This is a genomic window from Salinivibrio sp. AR640, from assembly GCF_001995405.1.
In the GTDB taxonomy this organism is placed as follows: domain Bacteria; phylum Pseudomonadota; class Gammaproteobacteria; order Enterobacterales; family Vibrionaceae; genus Salinivibrio; species Salinivibrio costicola.
The window spans coordinates 174,870-190,340 of the sequence record NZ_MUFD01000001.1 but is presented as its reverse complement, the minus strand read 5'-3'; the positions used below and the strand labels follow the sequence as shown (position 1 = coordinate 190,340).

The following is a 15,471-nucleotide window of genomic DNA, read 5'->3' as shown; positions in this document are numbered from 1 at the left end:
CCATTCGCGATTGGCACCAATTTGATCTACGATGTCGGAGGCGCCGTGCAGCGGGCGCGCCGGCTGCACCGAGTGACAAGTTTAATATCGTCCCAGCGCTTATGCCGACCTACGCCTGATCTATATATTAACGCGCCTGTTTATCCAACGTCTGTATAGACGATGGCGCGTTACCCCAACAAAGTCTGCAAATCATGGGTCGCTTGGTTGAGCGCCCCAATGTGCTCGCGTACCCAATCAGGGTTGTAATGGGTGTCTAGGTAGCGCTCGCCGCTGTCACATAGTAAGGTGACGATAGAGCCTTTCTCGCCGTTGGCGCGCATTTCATTCGCCAGCATCAAGACGCCGTACAGGTTAGTACCCGTGGACGCACCGGCTTTGCGGCCAAGCTGGCTTTCTAACCAGTGAATGGTGGCGATACTGTGAGTGTCCGGCACTGTGGTCATTCTATCAATCACGCCGGGAATAAAGCTGGGCTCGACACGTGGCCGTCCAATCCCTTCAATCCGACTGCTCTCATCCGTCGTTAAGTTTTTATCGCCGGTGAGGAAGTAATCGTGAAATACCGAGTGCTCAGCATCGGCCACCATCAGTTGAGTGGGTTGGCAGCGATAGCGAATGTAGCGGCCAATGGTCGCTGAGGTGCCACCTGTACCCGGGCTCATCACAATCCAGCGAGGGATCGGGAAGCGCTCGTACTGCATTTGATCAAAAATACGGTTGGCAATGTTGTTATTGCTACGCCAGTCCGTCGCTCGCTCTGCATACGTAAACTGGTCCATGTAATGGCCATTGAGCTCCTTAGCAAGGCGGCGAGACTCGGCATAGATCTGGTCTGACCGCTCGACAAAGTGCGCTTCACCGCCATAAAAACGAATTTGCTCAATCTTCTTACACGCAGTGTTTTTGGGCACCACAGCAATAAACCGTAAGCCAAGTAGGCGAGCAAAATACGCTTCGGAAATGGCAGTACTGCCTGATGAGCTTTCAATGATGGTGGTGTGTTCATCAATCCAACCATTACATAAGCCGTACAAAAACAAAGAGCGCGCCAAGCGATGCTTTAGGCTACCGGTTGGATGGGTACTTTCGTCTTTCAGATAGATATCGATATCCGCGAAGCTAGGGAGGTCGAGCTTGATTAAATGGGTATCTGCAGAGCGTTTAAAGTCCGCTTCAATCAGGCGAATCGCGTTACCGACCCAAGTATGGCAAAGAGGTGGGGTTGTCATCATGCGTCTCCGAATACGTGATTAGTACCAGTTTACGCAAAGCGCAGGATAAAAACCTTGCTATTTTTGCTCTATAATGACGCCAAAAGAGAAAATAAAACTCATATAAAAAGATTAAAGAGAATATATTTTTATGGTTGTCACATTAGATGAGATAGATCGTACTTTACTCGCGGCGCTGCAGGAAGATGCCAACTGGTCTGTGTCCGCGCTGGCCGAACGGGTGAATTTAACCACGACTCCCTGTTGGAAGCGGCTGAAACGGCTGGAATCACAAGGCGTGATCCGTGGTCGGGTGGCATTGCTTGACCCGGAAACCGTTGGCCTCGCATTTACCGCCTTCGTCCATATCAAAACCAATGACCATAGTGAGCAGTGGTACAAGACCTTTACCGAGGTGGTAACCGAGTTCCCTGAGGTGATGGAATTCTACCGCATGGCAGGCGAGTATGATTACATGATGAAGGTGCAGGTGGCTGATATGACTCGATTTGATCATTTTTATAAAAAGCTGGTCAATTCTGTGCCAAGTCTGAATAATGTGACATCAACATTCGCCATGGAAGCGCTTAAGTACACCACCGCCTTACCGATCCGATAGGTCGTTGTGATGATAAAAAGGCGGGGATAAAAAGGAGACCTCATGAAGGTGTTTTGGCAGTTAGGCTGGTTCTTTAAACGTGAATGGCGTCGTTATCTCGGCGCCATGATTATTTTGGTATTTGTCTCTGTCTTCGAGCTGATCCCACCGATGGCCGTGGGTCATGTGGTTGATGGCGTGGTCGCGGGAGAGATTTCTACTGAGCTACTGATGTGGCTACTGGCAGGCATGCTGGCCATTTGGGTAGTAGTGTATGTGCTACGCATTGTGTGGCGAGTGTGGCTATTTGGTGCCGCGGCCGAGCTTGGTACTGTGCTGCGCAATCGGCTTTATGATCACTTTACTCGCCAATCTCCGCATTTTTTCCGTCGCTATCCGAGTGGCGATATCATGGCGCGCTCCACTAATGATGTGAAAGCGGTGGTGATGACCGCCGGAGAGGGAGTCCTGACCGCGGGTGATTCCATTATCACAGGTGCGGCGGTATTGATTGTGATGGTAAGCCAAATCAGCTGGCAGCTGACGCTTTTAGCGCTGCTACCGATGCCGGTGATGGCGGTGCTGGTTAATCGCTTTGGTCGTCGTTTGCATCATACCTTCACCGAATCACAAGCAGCATTTTCTGAGCTGTCAGAGGTGAGTCAGTCCTCACTGTCAGCAGTGCGTATGGTGCGTGCATTCGGCTTAGAGCAGCATCAAATGAATCAGTTTGATCAAGTTGCCGATCGTACTGGGGAGAAAAACCTTGCGGTGGCGCGGGTTGATGCGCTGTTTTCGCCGGTGATCCAAGGCACCATTGGCGCCTCGTTTTTCCTAACCGTGTCTGGCGGCGGCTACTTGGTCGCCACTGGTGAGATTTCGCTTGGGGATCTTACCGCATTTACTTTGTATCAAGGCCTGATGATTTGGCCGATGCTCGCGGTGGCGTGGCTATTTAATATCATTGAGCGTGGGCGTGCCGCTTGGACGCGGATTGATGCGTTGCTGCAAGAGCAGCCAGACATTGTTGGCGGTGACACGTCGCTGCCTGACACCATGCAGCCGTTGACGCTGGCCATTGAGCAGTTTAAGTGGCAACCGGATGACAGTTTTGCCCTCAAAGATATCCATGTGATCCTCCCGCCTGGGGCAATGCTGGGGATTGCGGGCCCGGTTGGCAGTGGCAAATCCACCTTGTTACAACTTCTATTGCATCTGACTAAGTTGGAAAAAGGCGATATTCGTTATGGTGATGTATCGATTGCGAACGCTGATTTGTCGTCGTGGCGACAACGTTTTGCGGTGGTGACGCAAACACCGTTTTTGTTCTCGCGCTCGATTGCGGAAAACATCGCCCTCGGTCGCCCCGACGCAACTCAAACGGAGATTGAACACGCGGCCCATTTGGCTTGTATTGACGAGGATATTCGTCAGTTGCCGCAGGGTTATCAAACGGCTGTTGGAGAAAAGGGGATTACTCTGTCCGGTGGTCAAAAGCAGCGCATTTCGATTGCTCGCGCATTATTGGTGGGTGCCGAGTGCTTGATTTTGGATGATGCCTTGTCGGCGGTTGATGGTGACACCGAACATCGGATTTTGCAGAATCTACAACAGCATCAACAAACGCGTACCACGATCGTGATTGCTCACCGCTTATCGGCCTTGGAAAGCGCCGACGAAATCGTGGTGCTTAGTCATGGCCAAATACGCGAGCGCGGTCAGCATCGTCAATTGATTCAACAGCCAGGATGGTATCAAGAAATGCATCAATATCAGCAGCTGGAAGCGGCACTGGATGCCGATGAGGAGCCGCGCAATGACTAAGCGAGAGATTTTATATCGGCTATTAAGCTATATGCGTCGCGATCGTCGCCAGTTTGTGATTGCCGCCATTTTCTTATTGGTAGCCGCGGTGGCGGAAGTGACCGGCCCTTATTTGGTGCAAATCTTTCTTGATAGCTATGTTGCCAAAGACCATTATCCGGCGATGATCATGTGGGCGCTTGCGGTGGGGTACATTGTATCCACCATTGTTTCGGCCGGCTTCCAGTATCAGTACGAGTTACGCTTTAACACCATGGCGGTGGCGATTATTCAGCGGATTCGAAAAACCGTGTTTGCCAACGTTATCAAACAGCCGTTATCCGCGTTTGACTATGTGCCGATGGGGCGGATTGTCTCGCGCTTAACCAATGATACCGAATCCTTGAAAGAGCTGTATGTGTCGGTGCTTTCGACTTTTTTACGCAACATCGCCTTGATTAGCGTGATGCTGGTGGCGATGCTGCTGCTCAGTATTGAACTGACGCTAGTCGTGCTGGTGTTATTGCCCTGTGTCATCTTGGTAATGGTACGGTATCAAAAACGCTCAGCGCCCGCCTATCGCCGAGCGCGAGACCGACTTGCTGATATCAACGGGGTGATGAACGAGTCGGTACAGGGCATGAATCTTATCCAATTGATGCAGCAAGAGCAGGCGTTTTCTTCCCGCTTTCAAACGATGACCGCGGATCACTTGGATGCCATGGTCACGATTCAGCGTCTCAATGGTATTTATTTGCGTCCCTTGATTGATTTGCTCTCCGGTGCCGCCTTGCTGTCCTTAGTGGCAATTTTCGGCGTCAGTGGAATGGAAGTGATTGGCGTCGGGGTGCTCTATGCTTTTTTGAGTTACCTGGGTCGAATCACTGAGCCGCTGATTGAGATGATGCAACAATTATCACTGTTGCAGCAGGCGATTTCAGCGGGAGAGCGATTGTTTGAAATGATGGATACGCCGCCTGAGCAATATGGTCATGACAGTACACCGATTCCTGACGGTGCCATTGCACTGCGTGATATATCCTTCTCTTATGATGGCGAAACGCCAGTGTTGTCCGACGTGAATGTAGACGTTCCTGCGGGCGGCTTTCTGGCGTTGGTCGGTCATACGGGGAGCGGTAAATCAACCTTAGCGTCATTACTCATGGGGTTTTATCGCCCAGGAGAAGGCACGTTAACGCTGGGTGGTTTGCCGATTGAAACCTTAAGCCATCAAAGTTTGCGCGAGGGCGTGGCGATGGTGCAACAAGATCCGCACATGTTAACCGGCAGCTTAAAAGAAAATATCGCGCTGGGACAGACACTGGACGATGCTGTGATTTGGCATGCATTAGAGCAAGTAGCATTGGCAGAGTACGTGAAAGGCTTACCTGCTGGTTTAGAGACTCCATTGGGCGAGGGGGGGATGACGTTCTCAGCTGGGCAACGTCAGCTATTGGCTCTAGCGCGGGTGTTAGTCCGTCAGCCTAAAATATTGATCCTTGATGAAGCCACCGCCAATATCGATTCCGGTACCGAAGAGCTTGTTCAGCAAGCATTAAATAGGTTACGTCAGCAGATGACAGTGGTAGTGATTGCGCACCGTTTATCGACTATTGCCGAGGCCGATAACATCTTGGTCTTGCATCGCGGCCGCGTGATTGAGCAAGGGCGTCATCAAAGCCTGCTACGCCAGCAAGGGCGTTACTGGCAGATGTACCAGCTTCAGCAAGCCAGCGCTCACTTGGCGGCGCTTGAGGAAGAAGCGCAGGCTTAGTCGTGTCATAGGTAAGAGAATTATAAAGGGGCTGAGGCCCCTTGTTTGCCGCGAATAGCGTCGCTGAGCGCTAGGAGAGCTTACGCATTAACCCTTCTTGAGTAGCAGAAGCTACTAGGTCACCTTGTTGGTTAAAAAGCTCTCCGCGAACAAATCCACGTGCACCACTGGCGGAGGGGCTTTCAATCGCAAACAGCAACCACTCATCCATTCTAAACGGGCGGTGGAACCACATAGAGTGATCAATAGTAGCCACTTTCATGCCTGGGGTCAGTAATGTTACCCCGTGAGGTTGTAGCGCAGTGACCAAAAACCCCCAATCCGCCGCGTAGCCCAGCAAGTATTGGTGGACATGGTAGTCATCGCCGACTTCACCGTTAGCACGGATCCAGAGATATTGCTTCGCTGGGGCCGTCTCTGGCTTCAGTGGATTGATCACAGTCGCAGGGCGAACTTCTATTGGTTTATCACTGCCAAACGCTTTGACAACATTGGCGGGTAGTTTATGGGCAATATCTGCGACCAGTGATTGCTCCGAGCGCAAAGTTTCCGGAGCGGGCACGTCTGTCGGCATCGTGTTTTGATGCTCGAAACTTTCCTCTTCCTCTTGATACGATGCGGTAAGATAGAAAATCGGTTTGCCGTACTGTACGGCTTTTATTCGTCGAGTACTGAAACTTTTTCCATCTCTGAGTATCTCAACATCATAGATGATCGGTTGTTCCGGGTCGCCTGGACGCAGGAAGTAGCTGTGAAATGAGTGCAAAAAGCGATCGGCTTCGATGGATGTTTTCGCGGCAGAGAGCGCTTGACCAATCACTTGCCCGCCATACACTTGTGGCAGTCCAAGATTCTCACTTTGGCCGCGATATAGGCCGGTGTCTAATCGCTCAAGCTGCAGCAGTTGTAAGAGTTCTGTCAGTGGTTGGCTCATAAGTCCTTGATTCATGCTATGCTTCCATTGTTATTGTTCAAGCTATCATAACCTTAGCGTTTTTGCCGCATTCAAACGCGTTTCGGTGAGGATTCTTTAATGAAGAAACTAACGTTTCTGTTGTTCGCCTTATTTACTGCTCTAGTGTTTACCGCTTGCTCTGGTAATAGCCAACCCAATGATTTAGCGAATATTTCTGGTACTTTGGTCTATCGTGAGCGCCTTGCTTTACCCGAGACTGCCAGTGTCACTGTGCGTTTGGTAGAAATAAAAAAAATGGACTCGCCGGGTAAAGTGATTAGCCGACAGTCTTTTGTGACTGAAGGTCAGCAAGTGCCCCTCCACTTCGCGCTAAATTACGATCCAAGCCAAATTTCTGCTTCTCATGATTATGTGATCACCGCGCAAATTGATGTCAGTGAACGCCCGTTATTTATCACCAATACGGTTAATAAAGTGATCACGGATACGAATCACACCTATGATCCAACCATTACGCTGGTACGATCCGACAACTAGTCGCTACACTGGGAATCATGACCACAGCACAAGGAGTGTGCATGCGGATTTCCTCATTAGTTTGGCCCGCGATCGTGCTAGCGATTGCTATTGCTGCGAGTATCAGTGCCGGCGATGCCTTACATGGGTTAGCGATCATGGCGCCTACGTTGTTTTTCTTCTACCCAGACAAATTGGCGAGTTGGTTATTGCTGTTGGGAATGGCGGCCTTGGCCCTTTCTTTACCGCAGTTACCTGCTTTGCTTGCGGCAAGTACTTTGCTGATCTTGCCAGCGTTATCTTTATGGTTTAATCCTGACCGACATCCCCATGTTAAGTGGTTACTTGGGGCTGTGATGCTCGCTATTTTCGCAGGGATAATGGCTTTGCAGTCGGAAGCAAAATTAGGCGGGGCTCCCTGGTTTTTGGCTCTTCAACTTGCGGCGTTATGCGGGTTATGGCTATCGATGCAATATTGGCCGGGCTACCAACCACCTCGCCGTGGCGCTTGGCTAGTGCTTCCCATTCTGGCCGCGGCGGTTGGGTGGCCATCCGCGCTGTGGAGCGTGGCAGTGGTTGCGATGATTGGGCTGTTACAGTGGGTGGCGCTTACACCGCGTTTAGCCGCTTCACGTCACCTTGCGATGCACATTTTGCCGTGCGTGCCGTTTTTAGTTATTGCTTGGCGTGTTCCCTATCAATTAACGATGTCGTTACTGGTGGCGTGGGCCACTATGCTGGCGGCTATCTGGGTAGGTGAGTATTTACTCTTGGAAGACTCAGACGATAATTAAGTGATAATTGCTTATAAGATCAACAGTTAATCGGTAAGAAAACGAATCCTCCTTGCATTGCATCCAGCCTTGCCACATAATGCCCCGCAGTTAAGCAAGCTTAACGACATATCGATGGAGGCCTCCTTGGTTCTCCCGCAACACTATCTTGTGTACTGGGTCAGGTCCGGAAGGAAGCAGCCCGCGCTTGGGACGTGTGTGCCGGGATGTAGCTGGGGAGGTCTCCGCCCTTTCTGTCCCCCCCTAAAATCAAATGCTTCTCGAACAATACACCATCATTTTCCTGTGAATTCCACCGCCTATTTACACGACAAACTGATATGTGCACAACCAACTGATTTTTTGGGATGATATGAGAGTCTGTCTTCTATTATCGTCTGTTGACACCTGGGTGACACAGCTTGGCATGACTCGACTATGATCATTAAATATACAGGCAGCAGTGGGCCCAATGGAGGCGTGACGTGGTGATAAGGCGAATGTGGGTGGCATGGATAGCTATCTTGGTGAGTAGCCAAGTGATGGCGAGCGATCTACAAACGCAGCTTAAGGGGTTTTACGATGAAGCGTGGCAAGCAGGGACCCTGATGGTCGCTCAGCCGGCTTTAAACGCTTATCCTCAAGCGCTTTTAGTGAGCCAGGCACAATATCCAGATTTTGAACATTTTGATTGGCAAGATCTGAGCGCTCTCTACCAGGTCGTTCAAACCTGCCAACCTAATCCGCGCATTGTGGTACCAAGGCTGTTAGTTGCTCAGCGCTTCGAGCTTGCGCTTTGTCGAGAACAGCCTTTACCGGTTGAATGGTTTGAAAAAAATCCGCTGCTTCATCCTGCTGGGGGGAGTTACGCCGAGCGTTATTTAAGCCATTACGCAATAAAGACACCACCGCCTGAACTGGTAGAGCGTGTGACTCTCGCCAATAAAAATCACCCTTTGCATGACGCACTGGCCGCGCTTAGTCAGTCAGGGCGTGATGCCTTGCTTAACGGTTATCGTGCCTATTTGGATGGAGACCGTCTGTGGTTAAATGGGGAAGAAGGGTGGAAAGCGTTACCTCGCACACAATGGACGTCGATCGCCGATAATTATCGTTTGAGCCTATCGACCCACTCAACGGGCTGTGACTACCGATATGGTAATATTTGTAATCAGTTACATCCCGCTTATCGAGGCGTCATGATTGCTATTTTGGTGGCTATTTTTGGGGCGCTAGTGCTGGGGTTAGCGCGCAGTGTTTATGATAGGTACCAACAGCGGCGCGAGCGCCAGTTTATCCTCCAGTTACTCACCCATGAACTGCGAACACCCATTGCCAGTTTGGGTCTGACGGTTGAGATGTTGCGCAATCAATTCGATAAGCTGGATGACTGTACGCAAGATGTGTTGTGGCGTTTATTGGCCGACCATCAACGGCTCAACCAACTGACGGAAACCAGCAAGGGATATTTAAGTACCGATAAAAGCGAGCAGTTTAAAACGCAAACAGCCTCGTTATCCGAGTGGTTAGATAACGTGTGTGACTGCTATGACATTGACTACACGTTAAACCAAGATAAGACATTAACATTGCCTTTCTACTGGCTCTCTATTTGTTTGAAAAATCTGATACAAAATGCGCATCAACACGGTGGCAATAAAGTTTGGATCCGAGTACATGTCGGCAAGCGAATTCGAGTGTGTGTCTATGATGATGGCGCTTTTCCTTCATGGTGGCAACGCGTTTGGCGCCGCTGTAAAGCACCAAAGTCTGAGCACAATATGGGGATTGGATTATTTTTAGTCGCGCGGTTAATGCGGCAAATGGGGGGTAAACTTTTGATTAGACGTCATCCTACTTGCTGCATGTTGGAGTTACCCCAATGAGCCATTTGCTATTGATTGAAGATGACACCTTGTTGGGTGAGGGCCTACGTCAATTTTTTGAGAGCTACGGTTTCCAATGTACTTGGTTAGTTGATAGCCACAAGGTAGAGAAGCACTGGTATCACGCCGATCTCGTTATCTTAGACCGGCAACTGACCGACGGTGATAGCTTGATTCAGCTTCCTCACTGGCTTTCCTTAAAAGCGCTCCCTGTTATTGTACTGACCGCGAAAATTGAAGTAGAACAACGAGTTGAAGGGCTCATGGCAGGAGCAAAAGACTATGTGGTTAAACCTTTTTCACATCAAGAGTTGCTCGCGCGAATTTATGCCCAGCTTCGACCTTTGGGCGAGAGCCAGCTTTTGTATGGACCGATCAAGGTTGAGCCGGGATCGCGGAATGTTTATTGGCAGAATGAATCCGTGATGTTGAAACCGAAAGAATTTGACCTGTTATTATTGTTAATACAAAACCCAGGGCGAGTTTTTCATCGTGAAGAATTACTCAACAAGATTTGGGGTTATCAAGCGTTTCCCACCACTCGTACTGTGGATAATCATGTGTTGCGGTTACGACAAAAATTGCCCGATTTAGCAATAGAGACGCATCGAGGAGTGGGCTATCGATTGGTGATGCTATGACACGATGGGGACGCTTGCTGGTTCTCGGATTCGCGATGCTAAGCGTAAAAGTAAACGCTGAGCAAGCCTGGTTTGGTGATACGCCCATGCAACAGACCTACCAGGCATTAGCCGCCGACCGACCTACTGTTGCTTGGCAGGAGCTTATTTTTGCACTATCGCAAGAACAGATTGCTACCCAGCATTGGGCCGCGCTCAAACATGCGATCATCAATCAAACAGATTGTGGTCAACGCCTGACTGAGCCGAATGGAAAGGATATTCCACAAGGGCTTACCATTTCTTTTGTGCGACGCGCAGGAGCATCAAGCCTAGGTTATGAAATCAAACTATCGGCTGAGCATGTATCGCGTGCAATTTTGGTTACGCTCACTGATCCCAATGGTCAGACGGTGATCAGTGAAATATTAGGCGCTCAAACTGGATTTCAAGAAATTGAATCAGGACAACTTTTTACCCAAGTGGATCCAGGTGTTTACGAACTGCGTTTAGGTGGGCAGCACTACAGCTTGGTCGTTTACGGATTACCGCGGCGCCCTTGGGTGAAACTAATCGGCCATCCTGATCAACAATTAACGGTGGATTTGCCCAACACGCCAACCAGTTGCGCGCCGGCAGCCGCTTATTGGCTATGGCTAGATGATGCGTACCGATGGATCGAGCAAACGCCAATTTATGTGACAAGTAGCGCGGAAAACACACCGAGCCCGGTGAAGGTCTCGCTTCCCGTTAAACGTCCCGCTAAATCGGAACACTTGAGCGCGATCGTGACGCATTTTGAGTACCAAGGCGCTATCAAAGTGAATTACGTCGAACGGCTAGCTTTGCCTTTACCAGAAACACCTTACACCGCTGAATCAGTTAACGCCAGGCGAGTTAAATGACGCTAGGCGAGCGATCTATCAAACGTGTTTAAAGGCGAGAGACATAAAAAAATAGCCCGACAAAGCGGGCTATTTTTACGTTATCGAACAGGTAATTAGTTCAAGTATGCGTTGAACATCCACAGTAATTTTTCTTGTTCGCGGATGTAATCGCTCATTAGTGCTGATGTGCCTTCGTCGTCAGCTTCACCAGCAAGGCTCATAATGTCACGTTGTAGGCTAATTAATACACTAAACCCGTCAACAATGGCGCGTAGACCGGCTTGACCGTTCGCCTCTGGTGCATGCTCTTTGATTTCACTGATTTTCAAATATTCACTGAAGCGGTGTTCAGCGGTACCACCAATAGTAAGAATGCGCTCGGCTACTTCATCGATCTTAGTTTGCAGATCGGTATAGATCTCTTCGAATTTTACGTGTAGCTCAAAGAAGTCGCCGCCTTTGATGTTCCAGTGAAAACCACGCACATTGGTGTACAGCACTTGGTAGTTTGCTAATAGCGTATCTAGGCGAGCTGCTAAATCTGCAGCTTTGGTGCTGTCCAATCCGATCAATGCTGATTGTTTACTCATCTAATGCCTCCTTAGTGGCAAAATCAATGTGTTAAATCGTCGCGCTATCGCGAAAATTGAACACTGGAAACTGTGTTGTTTCGATTGATGAAAATAGAATAACGTCCCGAATTAAAAAAGGAAAATGGAGTTAACCTATATACCTGATAGGTTAAGCCTATGATGTGATCGATGTATCGTCATGAACAATAAAATGCTCAGGAAGACGCTCGAGACCTGCGATTAACGCTTGTAGGCAGCGCGCGTCGATTGCCGTGCCAGTTTCTTCTTTCATGATGGATAAGGCTTTGTTCATTGGGATAGGGCCACGATAGGGACGCTCAGCAGTGATAGCATCAAAAATATCTGCGGTGGTAATAATGCGAGTGAGCAGGGAAATGTCATCGCCCTGCATGCCGTCTGGATACCCTGAGCCATCGAGCTTTTCATGATGGGCGCTAGCGAACTTGGCGAGGTGATCGAATTGGTGGATTTTCGATAAGATGGTTTTACTCAGTGCAGCATGGCGTTTAACGTGCTCCCATTCCTCGTCATCCAGTTTTCCCGGCTTATCGAGCACATTATTGCTTACGCCGAGTTTGCCAATATCGTGCAGTAACGCGCCACGCTTTAGCCATTTTTTATCATGTTCACTGATGTTTAACTCGTCAGCAATTAAGCTAGCGTATACGGAGACACGTTCACTGTGACCCGAGGTGAAAGGGCTTTTGGCATCAACAATACGCCCAAAGGCAGCTGCAATGTCATCCATATAATCATCATCGACCCAAATGCATGTGTTGGCAGGCGTCATCGACAGGACTTCTTCTTTTAATGTGGGGCTATCCAGTTGCCGCCAAAATTGCGGTTCGTGAGCCAGCTGTAAAAAGGTATCGACGAGGTCGGGGTCAAACCAAGTGCCGCGACGGTTTTTCAGCTCGCGGAGTGCGGCGTCGACACCGGACTCGGTTCGGAAGACATCAATGACTTGCGTCATCAATGCGATGCGCGAAAACAAGGGGATCTGATCGGCCTTTAACTGATCAGGACGCCCACCACCATCATAGTGTTCATCCAGCGCGTAGATGGCTTCAGCAACGCTTTCACTAAAACGTAAATCGCGTGCGACATCGGCACCACGGGTACATCGCGTTTCGATCAGCTCTTGCGCATACATGTCGCCATGACGAATGATATCGAGTGTGGTCGAGAGCTTCTGCATAAACCCACGCTTTACGCCGGTATTTTTTAGTACGAAATTCAGTACGCTGGATAAGCTACCGTCCACTACCTTGTAGCTTTGTTTAAATGCTAAATCATTGGTGAGGTATAGTTCGCAAATACGTGCAGCATTACTACTACATCCGGCATCTTTTAGCAGAAGGGAATAAAATAAGTCATGACGCTGTTGGTCGTTGATTTGCAACGTATCTGCGAGCTTCATCCCCATCCATGCACAACGCATACAGTGTTCGGGTGGCTGTCCTTCAGTCATATCGAGCGCCGTACTCAAGGCTAGGATTAGCTCTGACAACTTTAACGAAGTCACGTCATTTATATGGGGTTGCATCTTATTTTCTCATCCACTTTATTCGTCCATTACGCGTTGGTGGTGAAGGTCTACTTTTAATGTGTGAGACCGCGAACGGTTGCCGACACTTCTTCTGCACCTGCGTGAATATCACTCATCACGTTATCGGCTGCGGTGACTTTTTCTTGCCCCATGGTTGATTGTTCAGTGACTCTTTCCATTGCCTCACTCACCCCTTTGATCAGTTGTAGGTTTTCATCGACGACATCGGCAATTTCTGTGGTGGACTTGCTGGTGCGTTGTGATAAACCTCGAACTTCGTCGGCAACAACCGCGAATCCACGGCCTTGATCACCCGCGCGCGCTGCTTCTATCGCTGCATTGAGTGCGAGCAAGTTAGTTTGTTCGGCGATTTGTTTGATCGTGGTGACGATGTTTTCAATGCTCTGTGCATGCTCACTGAGCTGATTTACCTGATTAGCGGCTTCGACAGCTTGGTCGGTGACGTTTTGCGATCGCTGAACGGCTTCTTGTAGTAAGGCGCTACCGTTTTCACTATGCTTGAGTGTTTGTTCTGATGATGCTTGAGCAAGCTCTGCCGCCTGATTAACGGCTTGATTTTTCTTCACTGTATCAGTGATTGCAGTCGCGAACTTGATCACGCGATAGACTTTACCATTGACATCAAAAACGGGGTTATACGTTGCTTCGAGCCAAACTTCATTACCATGTTTATCACGACGCAAGTATTGGCCAGACGTGAATTGGCCGCTGGCTAGTGATGCCCAGAAGTTTGGGTTATCTTCATAAAACGCGTGATCACAAAATATCTCATGATGCTGGCCTGCAATTTCTCGTGCTTGGTAGCCCACCGCGGCCAGGAAATTATCATTTGCACGAACAATTGTGCCGTCAGGTTCAAATTCAATCACCGCCAATGAACGATCGATAGCAGCCAGAATAGATTGTTGTCGTAAGCTCTCTTTGTGCTGTTTAGTGACATCCGCTGCCAATTTTCGAACGCTGACTACTTTGCCGCTGGTATCTTTGATCGGTACATAAGTCGCTTCCATCCAAATTTCTTGTCCATGCTGATGGCGGCGACGAAATACGCCTTTCTGTGGTTTACCTTGCGCGAGTGATTGCCAAAATTGTTGGTAACTTGGGTCATTAACGGTTTCTTCGAAACAAACCGCGCGGTGATGCTGGCCGATAACCTCATCACGACCGTAACCAATAATACTTAGGAGTTTATCGTTTACACTCGTAATGGTGCCGTCAGGCGAGAAGGTAATAGTCGCAATATGTGTATTGATGGCATCGAGCTCAGCTTGGAGTGCGGCTTTTTCCGTTTGGCAGGTATCCAATTCTCGCTGTGTCTTTTTGAACATGGCAGCAAACTTCCTTCTGTTCATTGGTTAGGCATGAGCGTATTCAACTTGTTGTGCATAAAGTTTACGCACATGTGCTTATTATAGAGTGCAACGTTTGTAGCGTTTGATCTTTTCTCTCATGTCATCATGGAATCTAGCGTAGCCTGTGATTTTTGCTGTTTTGAGTCATGTTTAGAAACACAATAATTATGTGTATCTATGCGTCGCCGTGCTTCCTTTTCCCTGCGTTCTTACGTATTCTTTGTGATTAAGATCATGTTCACATATCAGCCTGTGTAACATTTTCATAAAGCATCCTTACAGTTTGTAACTAAATTCCTTTTCTATTTTCAATAATTTCTGAAAATTCCAAATTTTCATTGATCCCACGCAAAGAAACTCCGTATTATCCCTCAGACGCATTGTGAGGGAGATCAAAATGGAGTTGTCACAAGAATTACGCAACGTCGTGATGCACTTTGGTGAGATGGGAAGCCGTTGGGGCTTTAATCGCTCAGTCGGTGAAATGCTAGCGCTGATTGTGCTAAGCGAACATCCTTTAAGCGCTGACGACATTGTGTCTGCACTCAACATTTCTCGCGGCAACGTCAGTATGGCAACCAAAGAGTTGCAAGGCTGGAATTTAATCCGTTCACAGCGTACCCCCGGAGATAGAAAGGATTACTTCGTGCCCAATGGCACTATCTGGGAGTTGGCGCAGCAGGTGCTTGCTGAAAGGAAAAAGCGAGAAGTCGACCCCACCTTATCGATGTTGCGTTCACATTTTATGCGAAGCGAAGACGACGCAGACAGTCACGCGGTGACGCAGTTACATGAGATTCACGATCTTTTGGAGCTGTTCAACCATTGGTTTGATGATGTGCAGCAAATGAAACCTGAGCATCTGAAAAATTTGATGAAGCTGGGTAGCAGTGTCGGTCGGCTTCTTGAGCTGTCGGGCAAGTTGTTTCACAGCAAGTCCAACGAAGAATCGGGTAAGTAACGTCCTGA

General features: G+C 49.0%; 13 protein-coding genes, 1 other RNA gene and 2 pseudogenes. 10 read left to right on the top strand and 6 right to left on the bottom strand.

Going from position 1 to position 15,471, the window contains the following annotated elements; all coding sequences use genetic code 11:
* Positions 1-170: 170 nt before the first annotated feature.
* Entirely contained in the window at positions 171-1,232 is a 1,062-nt protein-coding gene (locus BZG75_RS00835; protein WP_077460124.1) for a PLP-dependent cysteine synthase family protein, read from the bottom strand.
* A gap of 133 nt (positions 1,233-1,365) precedes the next feature.
* Between BZG75_RS00835 and BZG75_RS00830 the strand changes: the two genes are divergently transcribed.
* From BZG75_RS00830 to BZG75_RS00820, 3 genes are read left to right on the top strand one after another with little or no spacing between them, the layout of a single operon-like run.
* Positions 1,366-1,833 carry an Lrp/AsnC family transcriptional regulator gene (locus BZG75_RS00830; protein WP_077460125.1) on the top strand — a complete coding sequence of 156 codons (468 nt, stop codon included), beginning with the start codon at positions 1,366-1,368 and terminating at the stop codon, positions 1,831-1,833.
* A gap of 42 nt (positions 1,834-1,875) precedes the next feature.
* The gene (locus BZG75_RS00825; protein ID WP_077460126.1) at positions 1,876-3,636 is read left to right on the top strand and encodes an ABC transporter transmembrane domain-containing protein; all 1,761 of its coding nucleotides are present in this window, start codon (positions 1,876-1,878) and stop codon (positions 3,634-3,636) included.
* The gene (locus BZG75_RS00820; RefSeq protein ID WP_077460127.1) at positions 3,629-5,389 is read left to right on the top strand and encodes an ABC transporter transmembrane domain-containing protein; all 1,761 of its coding nucleotides are present in this window, start codon (positions 3,629-3,631) and stop codon (positions 5,387-5,389) included. Before BZG75_RS00825 ends, BZG75_RS00820 begins: the two co-directional genes overlap by 8 nt.
* A gap of 70 nt (positions 5,390-5,459) precedes the next feature.
* On the opposite strand, the gene tesB is transcribed toward BZG75_RS00820, so the two are convergent.
* Positions 5,460-6,323, bottom strand: coding sequence for an acyl-CoA thioesterase II (tesB, locus tag BZG75_RS00815; protein ID WP_077460240.1), 864 nt, complete (start codon positions 6,321-6,323; stop codon positions 5,460-5,462).
* A gap of 99 nt (positions 6,324-6,422) precedes the next feature.
* Between tesB and BZG75_RS00810 the strand changes: the two genes are divergently transcribed.
* From BZG75_RS00810 to BZG75_RS00785, 6 genes are all read left to right on the top strand, one after another.
* Positions 6,423-6,842 (top strand): YbaY family lipoprotein, encoded by a 420-nt coding sequence (locus BZG75_RS00810; protein WP_021023827.1) that lies wholly within the window; start codon positions 6,423-6,425, stop codon positions 6,840-6,842.
* Between the two features lie 41 nt (positions 6,843-6,883).
* Positions 6,884-7,615: a hypothetical protein gene (locus tag BZG75_RS00805; protein ID WP_077460128.1), complete on the top strand. Its 732-nt coding sequence runs from the start codon at positions 6,884-6,886 to the stop codon at positions 7,613-7,615.
* A 124-nt stretch (positions 7,616-7,739) separates the two neighbouring features.
* Positions 7,740-7,836: signal recognition particle sRNA small type (gene ffs / locus BZG75_RS00800), an RNA gene on the top strand.
* A gap of 264 nt (positions 7,837-8,100) precedes the next feature.
* A complete protein-coding gene (locus BZG75_RS00795; protein WP_241824036.1) occupies positions 8,101-9,480 on the top strand; it encodes an ATP-binding protein in 1,380 nt (459 codons plus the stop codon).
* Positions 9,477-10,121 (top strand): response regulator transcription factor, encoded by a 645-nt coding sequence (locus tag BZG75_RS00790; RefSeq protein WP_077460130.1) that lies wholly within the window; start codon positions 9,477-9,479, stop codon positions 10,119-10,121. Before BZG75_RS00795 ends, BZG75_RS00790 begins: the two co-directional genes overlap by 4 nt.
* A complete protein-coding gene (locus BZG75_RS00785; protein ID WP_077460131.1) occupies positions 10,118-11,005 on the top strand; it encodes a DUF2861 family protein in 888 nt (295 codons plus the stop codon). Before BZG75_RS00790 ends, BZG75_RS00785 begins: the two co-directional genes overlap by 4 nt.
* A gap of 95 nt (positions 11,006-11,100) precedes the next feature.
* Here the strand turns inward: BZG75_RS00785 and BZG75_RS00780 are convergent, their stop codons facing one another.
* The 4 genes and pseudogenes from BZG75_RS00780 to BZG75_RS15650 all read right to left on the bottom strand — a co-directional run.
* Positions 11,101-11,577 (bottom strand): Dps family protein, encoded by a 477-nt coding sequence (locus tag BZG75_RS00780; RefSeq protein WP_021023831.1) that lies wholly within the window; start codon positions 11,575-11,577, stop codon positions 11,101-11,103.
* A 157-nt stretch (positions 11,578-11,734) separates the two neighbouring features.
* Positions 11,735-13,126 (bottom strand): HD-GYP domain-containing protein, encoded by a 1,392-nt coding sequence (locus BZG75_RS00775; RefSeq protein WP_077460132.1) that lies wholly within the window; start codon positions 13,124-13,126, stop codon positions 11,735-11,737.
* A gap of 56 nt (positions 13,127-13,182) precedes the next feature.
* A pseudogene (locus BZG75_RS15655) lies at positions 13,183-13,554 on the bottom strand (methyl-accepting chemotaxis protein); the annotation flags it as partial.
* A 156-nt stretch (positions 13,555-13,710) separates the two neighbouring features.
* Positions 13,711-14,478 (bottom strand): annotated as a pseudogene (locus BZG75_RS15650) (PAS domain-containing protein); the annotation flags it as partial.
* A 421-nt stretch (positions 14,479-14,899) separates the two neighbouring features.
* Here BZG75_RS15650 and BZG75_RS00765 point away from each other — a divergent pair.
* Positions 14,900-15,463 carry a GbsR/MarR family transcriptional regulator gene (locus BZG75_RS00765; RefSeq protein ID WP_021022513.1) on the top strand — a complete coding sequence of 188 codons (564 nt, stop codon included), beginning with the start codon at positions 14,900-14,902 and terminating at the stop codon, positions 15,461-15,463.
* The last annotated feature ends 8 nt before the right edge of the window (positions 15,464-15,471 follow it).